The sequence below is a fragment of the Goodfellowiella coeruleoviolacea genome (assembly GCF_024171785.1).
GTDB lineage: Bacteria > Actinomycetota > Actinomycetes > Mycobacteriales > Pseudonocardiaceae > Goodfellowiella > Goodfellowiella coeruleoviolacea.
Genome location: NZ_JAMTCK010000012.1, coordinates 104,923 through 117,419 on the forward strand (window position 1 = coordinate 104,923; position 12,497 = coordinate 117,419).

Below are 12,497 nucleotides of genomic sequence, written 5' to 3' on the forward strand. Positions count from 1 at the left end.
GCCGCTCCCGGAAGGGACCGCGACCCGCGACGGCCAGGCAGACGTGACCGCGCCCCGGCCCGGGAGGCCGCGAACGGTGACCGTCGGGAGATACCGAGGTCGGGTGTCGGGCGAAACGGGCCGCGAACGGTGTCGGGCGGGGACAGCCGCGAACGGTGTCGGGCGGGGACGGGCCGCGATCGGGTTCGGCCCGGGTGAGCCACGGTTCGGGTGCCTCGGCTGCGCCTAGGCTGAGCCTCGGCCTGACCGCGGTGGCCGAGGCCAGCTGCGGGCGGTCGCGCCGGGATCGACGCGCGCCGGTGCCGCGGCCGGCCCGGCCGCTCCGCCTGGCGGGCACGTCCACCGCCAGGGACCAGGCGGCCTGGGCGCGGCGGTGCCCCGGGGCGTGGGGTGTCCGGGCGGGGGTCACAGCACGTGCAGCAGGGTGTAGCACCACCTCCCCTCGATGCTCTCGGCACGTGCGGCCACGGCTCGGACCCGTGCTGGCCCGTGCAGGGTGGCGGCCACTTCCATCACCCCTCGGCAGGGCAGGTCGATCCGGTTCACCGCCACCCTGACTGGTTCAGCCACGCCTGGGACGGGCCATGACGGCGCCACCAGCAGGCGGCGGTGGAGACCGGGGCTGGTCAACGCGGCCAACTGGGCGATCGGGCGGTGGCCGGCCAGCACCTCGAACACCGCGCGCAGCATGACCAGTGCGATGGCCATCGCCTGGCTGAGCCGCTGCTCGTCTCCGGCCTGGCTGTGCCCGGCCCGGTGGTGCCCGGACTGGCCGGCGCGGGCCAGGCGCAGCACAGGCGCGGGCGCGGGCGCGCACGAGTCGGACGGCGGAGTCGACGCGCTGAGCCGAGCGGTGGCTGGCACTGCTGGACGAACGCGGTGCCGCGCGGACGGCGGTGCCACGGGTAAGCCGGCCGCCGTGGCCCCGGCACCGCCGCTGAGCTGCGCTGGCGCGGCCGCCGGCAACGCGGGTGGGCGCGGCGGTGCCGGGGGTTCCCGGCCCACCAGCCTCAGGACCGGTGGCAGGTCGGGCTCGTAGCCCGGGAGCGTCCGCACGGCGAAGCCGTGGGGGTGGTGGGCCGGAGTCGGGGCCAGCTGGATGGCCAGTGCGGTTGTCATGGCTGCCTCCCTCGTGCGTAGTCGTCCCGACTGGAAGAACCGGGTCGAGCTACTGAGCGGGCAGCCGGGAAAATCCGGACAGCTACCACCCGAACGGGTGATGCCGGGTGTGCTGAGTAGGTTGACGCGGGTGTTGCGTGCGCTGGTCATGGACTACGGCGGGGTGTTGACCGATCCGGGGGCGGACGGCACCGGGCAGCCGCTGGTGGAGGTGGTGCGGACGGCGCGGACCCGTGGGCTGCGCACCGCGCTGCTGTCCAATGCCGACGGCGCCACCGGGCCGGCCCGGGACTGGCTGGCCGACCTGTTCGACGTGCTGGTCTTCTCCGGCGAGGTGGGGTTCGGCAAGCCCGACGAGCGGATCTACCGGCTGACCGCGGCCCGGCTCGGCCTCCAACCGGGCGAGTGCGTGTTCGTGGACGACCTGCGGGGCAACGTGCTGGCCGCGGTCGCCACCGGCATGGTCGGGGTGCACCATCGGTCAGTCGCGGCCACCCTTGCGGAGTTGGCAACGCTGTTCGAGTTACCCCTCGATGGCTGACGAGCGGGATTCCGCGGACAACCAGCAATACATTTTCACTCCGCTGGCGAATTGCTGAGACCGGGCTGACTGGCTAGATTGTTTTCGCGGTGATCAGGATCACGGAAGGCTTTGTGGCTGGTTTGGCCCAGTGCTTTCCGGGGTGCGGATCAGTGTGGTTACGAAGCTGTTTATGCTGGTCAGTGGGCTATCGGTGATCGGTTCGCCCGGTCTGGAGAGTTTTTCGCGGGTAGCGGGGTGAACGGGTGGCTGGATTGGAAAACGTCGCGTCGGCTGTGGTGCGAGTCCGCTGTGAAGTCGAATGTCGGGAAAGTTACCGGGCCCGACATGGGTGGTCGACAGCAGTTGGGCCGCACATCTGACCGTTGATTTCTCGGTTCCGGCGAGTGGCTGGCCGCCGGACCTGACGAACGCGGTGCTGGAGCCGACGCTCCGGCCGGGGCCGCCACCAGGTCCGTGGCGGCCCCGGCCACGCCCTGCGCCACGCCGTCAGCAGCTGACGTGGGCAACCAGAGGTCTGCGCGATCAGGAGCGCGCGGTCTCCCGGCGGCGCACCAGTTCGAAGCACAGCACGGCGGCGGCACTGGCCACGTTCAGCGACTCGACCCCGGACGACATGGGGATGGCCACCCGGTCGGTCACCTGCCGGCTGACGTCCGGGCTGACCCCGGCGGTCTCGCTGCCGAGCACGAACGCGGCCCGGGGTGGCAGTGTCACCGCGTACAGGGACCGCCTGGCCGAGGCGTCCAGGGCGAACAGCGGGTAACCCGCGGCGCGCAGTTCGGCGGCGGCCTCCGCGGCCGTGCCGCAGCGCAGGATCGGCGCGCGGAACGCCACCCCGGCGGACGCCTTCACCACCAGCGGGTCGATGCTGGCCACGCCCTTGCGGGGCACCACGATGCCGTCCAGGCCGGCCGCGGTCGCGGTGCGCAGGATCATGCCCACGTTGGCCGGTGTGGTGATGCCGTCCAGCAGCAGCACGCCGCGCGGCGGGCGCCGGTCGGCCAGCGCGGCGGTCAACGGCCGCATGCGGGGCGCGGTCACGTCGGCGAGCACACCCTGGTCGTGGCGGCCGTTGCCGGCCAGCACCTTCACCCGCTGCGCGCTGGCCCGGTGCACGGGCACGCCCCGACGGGCCGCGGCGTCCAGGATCTCCCGGGCGGCGGGGCCGCGGGCGTTGTCGGCCAGCAGCACCTTGTCGACGGACAGCCGCTGGTCGTCGAGCGCCTCCAGCACGGGCTTGCGCCCGTACACCGTGACGAACCGATCCTTGGGCGACACCTCGACATCCCGCATACCTGAAGCCTCGCACGGGCCTGGGCGGCCCCGCCGAGGGCCCGGTCCGCACCGCGGTCCCGCCTTGGGGGCGGCGGCGCCGCGCTGGTCCGGATGGCTGGTGTTGGCCGCTTGGGGTTGCGCTTCGAGATGAAGCGGTGATGATCGTCACATGGCGTTAGGTGAGCGGATCATCGCTGATCGTCAACACCTCATCGCCAGCGGCAAGGACGCCGAGGTACTCGTCCGCCCGGACGGGCTGCTGGTCAAGCGCAGCCGGCTGGGCACGTCGCTGGCGGGCGAGGCACGGCTGCTGCGCTATCTGCGCGGCCACGGCCTGCCCGTGCCGGACGTGGTGTCGGTGCGGGGCGGCGAACTGGTGATGGAGTACGTGCCCGGTCCCACCATGGCCGAGGAGCTGTCCGCCCGGCCGTGGCGCGCCCCGGTGCTCGGCCACCACCTCGCCGGGCTGCACCAGCGGTTGGCCGACATCCCGGCGCCGCCGTGGCTGCCCGCCGCCGGCCGGGGGGACAGCCTGCTGCACATGGACCTGCACCCGGGCAACGTGGTGCTCGGCCCGGCCGGACCGGTGGTGCTGGACTGGGGTCGGGCCGCCCGAGGCAACCGGCACCTGGACGTGGCGCTGAGCTGGCTGGTGCTGGCCTCGGCCAAGCTGACCAGGCGCTCCCAGGTCACCCGTTGGCTGATGCTGCGCGCGTTCCTGGCCAGGGTGGACCGTGCCGGGCTGCGCGCCGCCCTGCCCGCGGCGGCCGCCCACCGCCTGTCCGACACCGACCGGGGGCCGGAGGAGCGCGCGCTGGTCCGGCGGGCCGTCGCCACCATGCGCTGAGGCGCCGCTGTGCTTGGATCACGGCATGGCCGACCGCCTGTCAGCGCTCGACGCGTCATTCCTGTACCTGGAGGAGCCGACCACCCCGATGCACGTCGGCGGGGTGGCGGTGTTCCAGCGGCCCAGGGCGGACTTTGCCTACGACCGGCTCGTCGAACTGGTGGAGCAGCGTCTGACGCTGGTGCCGAGGTACCGGCAGAAGGTGGTGCCGGTGCCGGGTCGGCTGGCCAGGCCGGTCTGGGTGGACGACCCGGACTTCGACGTGACCTACCACGTGCGCCGCTCGGCGCTGCCCAGGCCGGGCAGCGACCGGCAGTTGCACGAGCTGGTCGCCCGGCTGATGTCCCGGCCGCTGGACCACGCCCGGCCGCTGTGGGAGATCTACCTGGTCGAGGGGCTGGCCAAGAACCGGACCGCGGTGATCACCAAGACGCACCAGGCGCTGGTGGACGGGGTGGGCACGATCGACATCGCCCAGGTGATCCTGGACTCCTCCCCGGCCACACCCCCGCCAGCCGAGGACCTGTGGATGCCGCAGCCGCAGCCGAGCGCGCTGCAGCTGGTCGCCGACGCCGTCACCGACGCGGTGCAGCGGCCCGGCGAACTGGTGGAGAACGTGCGCTCGGCCGCGATGGACGCGGCGACCACGGTGCGCAAGGTGGTCGGCGCGGTGGGCGGGGTGGCCTCGGCGCTGCGCACGGCCGCGCGGCCGGCCCCGGACAGCCCGCTGAACGTGCGGATCTCACCGCAGCGCCGGTTCGCGGTCGCCCGGACCAGGCTGGACGACTACCGGGCGGTGCGGGCGGCGCACGGCGGCACGGTCAACGACGTGGTGCTGGCCGTGCTGTCCGGCGCGTTGCGCAACTGGCTGCTCTCCCGGGGTGAGGCGGTGACCGCGCGGACCACGATCCGGGCGATGGCGCCGATGTCGGTGCGCGACACCGAGGCCGCCGCCGGGACCGGTGGGCGCCCGGCGCTGGTCGGCGGTCGGGTGTCCGCCTACCTGGTCGACCTGCCGGTGGGCGAGCCCAACCCGGTGGTCCGGCTGCACCACGTCAGCCACGCCATGCGCGCCCACCAGGAGTCCGGCCAGTCCGTGGCGGCCGACGCCCTGGTCCGGGTGTCCGGGTTCGCCCCGCCGACCCTGCACGCGCTGGGCGCCAGGGCGGCCAACTCGTTCTCCCGGCGGATCTTCAACCTGGTGGTCACCAACGTGCCCGGCCCCCAGGTGCCGCTGTACGCGACCGGGGCGAGGATGGTGGAGATGTTCCCGGTGGTGCCACTGGCCAAGAACCAGGCGCTGGCCATCGGCGTGACCTCCTACGACGGCGGGGTCTACTACGGGCTCAACGCCGACCGGGACGCGATGTCGGATGTGGATGTCCTGGCCGGAATGGTCCAGGAGTCGGTCGAGGAACTGGTTGGGACGGTCTCCGGGTGAGGTTGCAGTGAGGGTGTACGTACCTGCCACCGTGGCGATGCTGCGTGGCCTTGTCGAGAACAACGAGCTGCTCGCGGTCAACGAGACCGCGTTCGCGCTGACTCCCGCGCTGCGCGAGTCCTACGCCTCGGGTGACACCGAGGAACTGGAGTACGCGGCCATGCTGGAGGCGTCGCGGGCCTCGCTGCGGCTGCTGGCCGCGGAACTGGCCGGTGACGAGAAGGCACTGCCCCGGCGGGCGGTGGTGTCCGCGGACATCGAGAACGTGCGGCTGCGGCCCGATCTGGACTTCGCCGTGGTGAAGCTGCTGGGTCCGGTGCCGATGAAGCGGGTGGCCGCCGTGCACCTGGACACCGAGGAGGCGCAGGACGCGGTGCGGGCCGCCGCGGAGGTGATCGACGCGGCCGACCTGGGCGACCTGGACGCGGAGTTCACGCTGGGCAGTGCCGAGGACCACGAACTCGCCTGGTACGCGCCGCAGGAGCTGCCGTTCCTCCTGGAGCTGCTGTGACGTGGTGACCGGCTGGTCCGCCGGGGTGGAGCCGTCGGGCTGGCCCGCCGGCCCGACGCAGGGGCACGTTTCCCCCAGCACGTGCCCCGATCGATCGGTCCCTCGGCGTTCAGACGTCACCGCGGGCCTGCACCGGTCACATGCCCTCGGCGGGCTCCCACAGCTCGATGCGGTTGCCCTCCGGGTCGACGCACCAGCCGAACCGGCCGTACTCGGAGTCCTCGGTCTGGTCCAGCACCTCGACCCCGCGCGCCCGCAGCCGGGTCAGCATCATGGTCAGGTCGTCCACGCGGAGGTTGAGCATGGCCTTCTGACCCGGCTCCCCCAGGTAGTCGGTGTCGTGTGGGAACACGGCCAGGGTGGTGCTGCCCGGCCGGTCGGGTGTGGTGCCCGAGTTCCAGTGGAAGGTGACGGCACCGTGCGGCGTCATGGGAACCCCCAGGTGCTCGCGGTACCACTCGATTAACAACGAAGGTTTTCTCGCGCGGAGGAAGATTCCGCCCACGCCGGTAACCTGCGGCATAGCGGGGGAGCCTAATGGCAACGGGGCCGGCTGTGGTTCACACGATCGGCCGAACAATGGCGAGTTGCCCGCCACCCGCCGGAAGGTGCCGGCCCGCCGCCTCGACTCCCCATCCCCGTCCGGACCCGCGCTAACGCTGGTCCGGACGGTCGGCGTGCTCGTCCCGGCCGGGGTGTTCGTCCCGCCCGGCGCGGGAGGCCAGCAGCCGGCGCAGCGAGGACAGCCGCCCCTGGCTGGCCCCGCCCTCGGCGACCAGGCCGTCCAGCGCGCAGTCCGGGTCCCTGGGCGGCCCGAGGTGGCCGCAGCCGGACGGGCACTCCTCGGCGGCCTCGGCCAGGTCGGGGAAGGCGGCCACGATGTCGTCCGGGGTGATGTGGGCCAGGCCGAACGAGCGGATGCCCGGGGTGTCCACCACCCAGCCGCCCTCGGCCAGCGGCAGGGCCACCGCGGCGGTGGAGATGTGCCGGCCCTTGCCGACCGCGCTGACCGCGCCGGTGGCCCGGCCCGCGGCCGGGACCAGCTTGTTGACCATCGTGGACTTGCCCACCCCGGAGTGGCCGACCAGCGCGGAGACCCGGTTGGCCAGCCGTTCGCGCAACTGGTCGGGCGCCTGGTCGAACCGGGTGACCACGATCGGCACATCGAGATCCGCGTATGCCTGGCGCAGCTCGCTCGGGTCGGCCAGGTCGGACTTGGTCAGGCACAGCAGCGGGGTCAGGCCCCCGGCGTAGGCGGCCACCAGGCAGCGGTCGATGAATCCGGTACGCGGCGGCGGGTCGGCCAGCGCGGTGACGATGACCAGCTGCTCGGCATTGGCCACCACCACCCGTTCGAACGGGTCGGTGTCGTCGGCGGTGCGCCGCAGCACCGTGGACCGCTCGGCCACCCGGACGATCCGGGCGAGCGTGTCCGGGGCACCGCTGGTGTCGCCGACCAGGTCGATCTGGTCGCCCACCACGACCGGGGTGCGGCCCAGTTCGCGGGCGCGCATCGCGACCACCACCTGACCGGGGTCGTCGTCCAGCGCGCAGGTCCACCGGCCCCGGTCCACGCCGATCACCATGGCCTGGCGGGCGTTGGCGTGTTCCGGACGCCGTTTGCTGCGCGGTCGGGAGCCCCGGCCAGGCCGCACCCGGACGTCCGACTCGTCCAGCTTCCGCCAGTCCCGCGAGCCCACGTCAGTCAGCCTCCCGGCTGGTGGTGACCGGCGAACTGGCCGCGCCGAGCATGGCACCCCACAGGCCGGGGAAGTCGGGGATGGTCTTGGTGGTGCTGGCGATGTCGTCGACCACCACCCCGGGCACCACCAGCCCGATGATCGCGCCGGCCGTGGCCATGCGGTGGTCGGCGTAGGCGCGCCACGGCCCGCCGCGCAGCGGTCGGGGCCGGATGATCAGCCCGTCCTCGGTCTCCTCGGCATCCCCGCCCAGCCCGTTGATCTCGGCGCTGAGCGCGGCCAGCCGGTCGGTCTCGTGGCCGCGCACGTGCGCGATGCCGCGCAGCACCGACGGCCCGTCGGCGAGCGCGGCCAGGGCGGCCACCGTGGGCGTCAGCTCGCCCACGTCGTGCAGGTCGATGTCCAGCCCGGTCAGCTTCTCCGGGCCGGTGACGGTCAGGCCCTGGTCGGTCAGGCTCACCTGGGCGCCCATCCGGGTCAGGATCTCCCGCATCACATCGCCCGGCTGGGTGGTCTGGCTGGGCCAGCCGGGCACGGTGACGGTGCCGCCGGTGACCGCGGCGGCGGCCAGGAACGGCGTGGCATTGGACAGGTCCGGCTCGACCCGCCAGTCGCGTCCGGCGAACGAGCCCGGCTCCACCCGCCAGGTGTTCGGCTCGGCGTCGTCCACGCTCACGCCGAACGCGCGCAGCACCGCCACGGTCATGTCGATGTGCGGCAGCGACGGCACCGGCTTGCCGGCGTGCCGCACGGTCAGGCCCTTGTCGTAGCGGGCACCGGACAGCAGCAGCCCGGAGATGAACTGCGAGGAGGCCGAGGCGTCCACGGTGACCTCGCCACCGGCCAGCCCGCCCCGCCCGTGCACGGTGAACGGCAGTGACTCGCCGGTGACCCGCGCGCCCAGCGCGCGCAGCGCGCCGAGCACCGTGCCCATCGGCCGCACCCTGGCCTCCGGGTCGCCGTCGAAGTGGATCTCGCCCTCGGCGAGCACGGCGGCCGGTGGCACGAACCGCATGACCGTGCCGGCCAGGCCGCAGTCCACCCGGGCCGGTCCGCGCAGCGGGGCGGGCTCGACCAGCCAGGACCCGTCCGGCCCGTCCTCGATCCGCGGGCCAAGCGCGCGCAGCGCCGAGGCCATCAGCAGGCTGTCCCTGCTGCGCAGCGGGTCGCGCACGGTGGAGGGGCCGCTGGCCAGGGTGGCCAGCAGCAGCACCCGGTTGGTGATCGACTTGGAGCCGGGGACGCGCACGGTGGCGCGCACCGGGTCGGTGACGGTGGGAGCCGGCCACTGCTGTGTCATGCCCCGATGATCCCGCATACCGCCCGAGGGTCTCGCCTTGGCCATGCTGACGTGCGACGATGGCCGCCGGAGGTGAACGGGTTTGTGCGGAAGGTTCGTGTCCACCCGAGATCCGGCCAGCCTGGCCGACGAGTTCCTCGCGGTGGACGCCACCGGGAACGACGCCCCCAGGGCCGACTACAACGTCGCGCCCACCAAGTCGGTGCTGGCCGTGGTCGAGCGGCATCCCCGGGACGAGGAGGGCACCGTCGACACCAGCACCACCGAGCGGACCGTGCGGGTGATGCGCTGGGGCCTGGTGCCGCACTGGGCCAAGGACCTCTCGGTGGGCGCGCGCATGATCAACGCCCGCTCGGAGAGCGTGCTGGACAAGCCCGCCTACCGGGACTCGGCGAGCAAGCGCCGCTGCCTGCTGCCCGCTGACGGCTGGTACGAGTGGCAGCCGGGCGAGGGCCGCAAGCAGCCGTTCTTCATCACGCCCTCGGACGGCTCCACCCTGGCCATGGCCGGCATCTGGTCGGTCTGGTGGGACCGCGACGACGAGGGCGGCAGCCGGCCGGTGGTGACCTGCGCGGTGCTCACCACCGACGCCATCGGTGAGATGGCCACCATCCACCACCGGATGCCGCTGCTGCTGTCCCGCGAGCGCTGGGCGGACTGGCTGGACCCGGACCGCACCGACCCGGCCGACCTGCTCGCGCCACCCGAGGACGACCTGGTCGCCGGGCTGGAGCTGCGGCCGGTGACCACGGCGGTGAACAGCGTGAAGAACAACCACCCCGGCCTGACCGAGCCGGTCGCCATCAGCGCCGCCGAGATGCCCGCGCCCACCCTGTTCGAAGTCACCTGATCGGACGTACTCCGATGACCAGCATCGAGGTCGACACGCCACACGGTGTGGCCAAGGCCGAACTGCACTGCGCGCCCGAGGGCGTGGCCGTGCTGCTGCTCGGTCACGGCGCCGGTGGCGGCATCGACGCCCCGGACCTGGTCGCCGCGGCCCGCGCGGCGCACGCCGCCGACCTGCACGTGGCCCTGGTGCAGCAGCCCTACCGGGTGGCCGGCCGGCGCGCGCCAGCACCAGCCGGTCACCTCGACGCCTCCTGGCTGGCCGTGGCCGAGTACCTGGACGAGCACTGGTTCGCCGGGCTGCCGATGGTGTTCGGCGGGCGGTCGACCGGGGCCAGGGTGGCCTGCCGCACCGCCTCCGCCGGCCAGGCCGTCGCCGTGCTGTGCCTGGCGTTCCCCGTGGTCCCGCCCGGCCGGCCGGACCGCAACCGGCAGGCCGAGTTGGACGCGGTGGACGTGGCCACCCTGGTGGTGCAGGGCGAACGCGACCCGTTCGGCCGCCCAGCAGCCGGCCACCACCGGGAAGTGGTGCTGGTGCCGGGTGACCACTCGCTCAAGGCCGACGTGGACGCGGTGTCCCGAGCGGTGGGCGAGTGGCTGGCCAGGGTGCTCCGGCCGCTCGTCGTGTGACACGTCCGACCGCCAGCCGACGGCTGGGGAACGACCCGTCACCGGGATCGCGGGGCGGGGACCGGTCAGCTAGCCCAGTCGACGGCTTGGCGCACACCCAGCCTGCTCGGCCGTCGGATCGGGGAAAACCCCAGCTCAGCCCCCACCCGTCCCAGGGGGGCGAGCCCTGCTCCAGCCTATCCGCGCCCGCTCGCCGGGGACAGGTCGACAGGTCGGGCTGTGGACAGCACGGGCGGCTGTGCACAACCCGTCTCCCGAACGGGTGAAATCCCTGGGGTTGGGCGACGACGGTGGTATAAGCGCGGGATGCCGGTGCCCGGTCAGGCCGTGCTGATCGGGGCGAGCACCGCGCCGGTGAGCCGGACCAGGTCGGTCGGGGCCAGTTCCACCTCCAGGCCGCGCCGGCCGGCGCTGCAGAAGATGGTGTCCCACTGCGCGGCCGAGGCGTCCACGGCCGTGGGCAGGCGCTTCTTCTGCCCCAGCGGGGAGATCCCGCCCGCCACGTAACCGGTTGCCCGCTCGGCGGCGCTGACCTCGGCCATCTTGGCGCGCTTGCCGGACAGCGCGGCGGCGAGCGCCTTGAGGTCCAGTTGGCCGGTGACCGGCACCACGCCCACCGCCAACCGCCCGTCCACCTCGGCGACCAGGGTCTTGAACACCCGCTCCGGCGGCAGCCCGAGCGCCTCGGCCGCCTCCAGGCCGTAGGAGTCCGCCCTGGGGTCGTGCTCGTAGGCGTGCAGCGAGTGCGGCACCTTCTGCTTGACCAACACGGCGGTGGCCGGGGTTCCACGTCCTGCCATGCCGGGCAAGGTACTCGACGCGGGACGCGGCGCGCCGCTGCGTTTCCGGTCACCGGACCGGCCCGCCCAGGGCCGCCCCGCAGGGCCGGCAGCGCACCGGTGTCGGGTCCGCTGCCCAGGGGAACTCCCCAGCTTCCCAGGGAATGCGCGTCGGGGCGATCGCGTTTTCACCGACGTGATGAGCGAGGCGATCGACCAGCTGCGGGCGGGACCGGTCCGGGAAGCGTCCACGCAGGCCAGCCGCGGGATGGCCCGGCCGCCGCGGGGTTCCGCCCAGTGCCGTCCGGGTACCCGCCGCGTATCCTCGGAGGCGAACCATGCGGTCTCGACTATGGGATCGATGGCAGTGGCCGCCGTACCGACCGGACGGCGGGAAAGGAGCGCGGTGCCCGTCACGCGAGGCAAGGCAGATCCACGGCCAGCCGACGAGCGGCAGATCAGAGCGGGGCACGACAACGGCGCGGCAGCCGCCGACCTGGCGACGCGCTTCGAGCACGACGCCATGCCCCTGCTGGACCAGCTCTACTCGGCCGCGCTGCGGATGACCCGCAATCCCGCTGACGCCGAGGACCTGGTCCAGGAGACGTACCTGAAGGCGTACGCCGCGTTCGAGTCGTTCTCCCAGGGCACCAACCTCAAGGCGTGGCTCTACCGCATCCTCACCAACACCTACATCAACGGCTACCGCAAGCGGCAGCGGCAGCCGGTGCAGCAGCCCACCGAGGAGATCACCGACTGGCAGCTGGCTCAGGCGGGCAGCCACACCTCGACCGGGCTGCGCTCGGCCGAGGTCGAGGCGCTCGACCGGCTGCCGGACAGCGACGTCAAGGAGGCGCTGCAACAGCTGCCCGAGGACTTCCGGCTGGCGGTCTACCTCGCCGACGTCGAGGGCTTTGCCTACAAGGAGATCGCCGACATCATGGGGACTCCTATCGGAACGGTGATGTCCCGGCTGCACCGCGGGCGCAGGCAGCTCCGTGAGCAGCTTGCCGGCGTGGCGCGGGACCGGGGTTTCCTGCGTACCGCCGAGCGGGAGGTGGCCGGGTCGTGAGCTGTGGCAAACCACACGAGACGGACTGCTCCGAGGTGCTCGCCGAGGTGTGGCTCTTCCTCGACCAGGAGTGTGACGGCAGCCGCAGGGAGCTGTTGGCCAGGCATCTCGACGAGTGCAGCCCCTGCCTGGAGCGGTACGGCATCGAGGAACACCTCAAGGCGCTGCTCGCCCGCAAGTGCGGTGGGGATCACGCGCCGGACACGTTCAAGCAGCGGCTGCGCGCCCGGATCAGGGAGAGCATGATCGCGCAGGGCGAGGTGACCATCGAGCGCGCGCCGGACGGCAGCAGCACCGTGGAGGTGGCGGGCCGGCGGATCTCGGTGCCACCGGAGGGGTCGTCCTGCCTCGCCCCGGAACTCTCCCGGGAACACCGCTCCAGCTCGGCCGGGTGAGCCGGCGGGCCCCGGACCGGGCCCCCACCTCAACC

General features: G+C 73.2%; 14 protein-coding genes. 8 read left to right on the top strand and 6 right to left on the bottom strand.

The window, feature by feature from the left end:
* Positions 1–405 precede the first annotated feature (405 nt).
* A complete protein-coding gene (locus LX83_RS24555; RefSeq protein ID WP_253775372.1) occupies positions 406–1,119 on the bottom strand; it encodes an Rv3235 family protein in 714 nt (237 codons plus the stop codon).
* A gap of 130 nt (positions 1,120–1,249) precedes the next feature.
* Between LX83_RS24555 and LX83_RS24560 the strand changes: the two genes are divergently transcribed.
* Complete coding sequence (locus tag LX83_RS24560; protein WP_253775374.1) at positions 1,250–1,660, top strand: HAD-IA family hydrolase; 411 nt, start codon at positions 1,250–1,252, stop codon at positions 1,658–1,660.
* A 525-nt stretch (positions 1,661–2,185) separates the two neighbouring features.
* Here LX83_RS24560 and LX83_RS24565 read toward each other — a convergent pair.
* Complete coding sequence (locus LX83_RS24565) at positions 2,186–2,956, bottom strand: TrmH family RNA methyltransferase (RefSeq protein WP_253775376.1); 771 nt, start codon at positions 2,954–2,956, stop codon at positions 2,186–2,188.
* Positions 2,957–3,107: 151 nt separating this feature from the next.
* Here LX83_RS24565 and LX83_RS24570 point away from each other — a divergent pair, with 151 nt between their 5' ends.
* From LX83_RS24570 to LX83_RS24580, 3 genes are read left to right on the top strand one after another with little or no spacing between them, the layout of a single operon-like run.
* On the top strand, positions 3,108–3,785 hold the full coding sequence (locus LX83_RS24570; RefSeq protein WP_253775380.1) for a phosphotransferase: 678 nt from the start codon (positions 3,108–3,110) through the stop codon (positions 3,783–3,785).
* 25 nt (positions 3,786–3,810) lie between these two features.
* Positions 3,811–5,226 carry a WS/DGAT/MGAT family O-acyltransferase gene (locus LX83_RS24575; RefSeq protein ID WP_253775382.1) on the top strand — a complete coding sequence of 472 codons (1,416 nt, stop codon included), beginning with the start codon at positions 3,811–3,813 and terminating at the stop codon, positions 5,224–5,226.
* A gap of 7 nt (positions 5,227–5,233) precedes the next feature.
* Positions 5,234–5,737 carry a DUF6912 family protein gene (locus LX83_RS24580; protein WP_253775384.1) on the top strand — a complete coding sequence of 168 codons (504 nt, stop codon included), beginning with the start codon at positions 5,234–5,236 and terminating at the stop codon, positions 5,735–5,737.
* Positions 5,738–5,873: 136 nt separating this feature from the next.
* On the opposite strand, the gene LX83_RS24585 is transcribed toward LX83_RS24580, so the two are convergent.
* From LX83_RS24585 to aroA, 3 genes are all read right to left on the bottom strand, one after another.
* Positions 5,874–6,260, bottom strand: a complete 387-nt coding sequence (locus tag LX83_RS24585; RefSeq protein WP_253775386.1) for a VOC family protein — start codon at positions 6,258–6,260, stop codon at positions 5,874–5,876.
* A 130-nt stretch (positions 6,261–6,390) separates the two neighbouring features.
* Entirely contained in the window at positions 6,391–7,437 is a 1,047-nt protein-coding gene (gene rsgA / locus LX83_RS24590; RefSeq protein WP_253775388.1) for a ribosome small subunit-dependent GTPase A, read from the bottom strand.
* Position 7,438: 1 nt separating this feature from the next.
* Positions 7,439–8,737 carry a 3-phosphoshikimate 1-carboxyvinyltransferase gene (aroA, locus tag LX83_RS24595; RefSeq protein ID WP_253775390.1) on the bottom strand — a complete coding sequence of 433 codons (1,299 nt, stop codon included), beginning with the start codon at positions 8,735–8,737 and terminating at the stop codon, positions 7,439–7,441.
* A gap of 82 nt (positions 8,738–8,819) precedes the next feature.
* Here aroA and LX83_RS24600 point away from each other — a divergent pair, with 82 nt between their 5' ends.
* The gene (locus tag LX83_RS24600; protein ID WP_253775392.1) at positions 8,820–9,587 is read left to right on the top strand and encodes an SOS response-associated peptidase; all 768 of its coding nucleotides are present in this window, start codon (positions 8,820–8,822) and stop codon (positions 9,585–9,587) included.
* Between the two features lie 14 nt (positions 9,588–9,601).
* On the top strand, positions 9,602–10,216 hold the full coding sequence (locus tag LX83_RS24605) for an alpha/beta hydrolase family protein (RefSeq protein WP_253775394.1): 615 nt from the start codon (positions 9,602–9,604) through the stop codon (positions 10,214–10,216).
* A gap of 320 nt (positions 10,217–10,536) precedes the next feature.
* Here LX83_RS24605 and ybaK read toward each other — a convergent pair whose 3' ends face one another.
* The gene (gene ybaK / locus LX83_RS24610) at positions 10,537–11,016 is read right to left on the bottom strand and encodes a Cys-tRNA(Pro) deacylase (protein WP_253775396.1); all 480 of its coding nucleotides are present in this window, start codon (positions 11,014–11,016) and stop codon (positions 10,537–10,539) included.
* A 331-nt stretch (positions 11,017–11,347) separates the two neighbouring features.
* On the opposite strand from ybaK, the gene LX83_RS24615 reads away from it, so the two are divergent.
* Together LX83_RS24615 and rsrA are read left to right on the top strand one after the other, a co-directional pair.
* Entirely contained in the window at positions 11,348–12,067 is a 720-nt protein-coding gene (locus tag LX83_RS24615) for a sigma-70 family RNA polymerase sigma factor (protein WP_253775398.1), read from the top strand.
* Positions 12,064–12,462, top strand: coding sequence for a mycothiol system anti-sigma-R factor (rsrA, locus tag LX83_RS24620; RefSeq protein ID WP_253775400.1), 399 nt, complete (start codon positions 12,064–12,066; stop codon positions 12,460–12,462). Before LX83_RS24615 ends, rsrA begins: the two co-directional genes overlap by 4 nt.
* Positions 12,463–12,497: the final 35 nt, after the last annotated feature.

What these genes read in the sequence shown, in the direction of transcription:
- ybaK (WP_253775396.1), bottom strand. Translation starts at nt 11,016, where the DNA reads ATGGCAGGACGTGGAACCCCGGCCACCGCCGTGTTGGTCAAGCAGAAG.
- LX83_RS24575 (WP_253775382.1), top strand. Translation starts at nt 3,811, where the DNA reads ATGGCCGACCGCCTGTCAGCGCTCGACGCGTCATTCCTGTACCTGGAG.
- LX83_RS24570 (WP_253775380.1), top strand. Translation starts at nt 3,108, where the DNA reads ATGGCGTTAGGTGAGCGGATCATCGCTGATCGTCAACACCTCATCGCC.
- LX83_RS24605 (WP_253775394.1), top strand. Translation starts at nt 9,602, where the DNA reads ATGACCAGCATCGAGGTCGACACGCCACACGGTGTGGCCAAGGCCGAA.
- LX83_RS24565 (WP_253775376.1), bottom strand. Translation starts at nt 2,956, where the DNA reads ATGCGGGATGTCGAGGTGTCGCCCAAGGATCGGTTCGTCACGGTGTAC.
- LX83_RS24555 (WP_253775372.1), bottom strand. Translation starts at nt 1,119, where the DNA reads ATGACAACCGCACTGGCCATCCAGCTGGCCCCGACTCCGGCCCACCAC.
- aroA (WP_253775390.1), bottom strand. Translation starts at nt 8,737, where the DNA reads ATGACACAGCAGTGGCCGGCTCCCACCGTCACCGACCCGGTGCGCGCC.
- LX83_RS24585 (WP_253775386.1), bottom strand. Translation starts at nt 6,260, where the DNA reads ATGCCGCAGGTTACCGGCGTGGGCGGAATCTTCCTCCGCGCGAGAAAA.
- LX83_RS24615 (WP_253775398.1), top strand. Translation starts at nt 11,348, where the DNA reads ATGGGATCGATGGCAGTGGCCGCCGTACCGACCGGACGGCGGGAAAGG.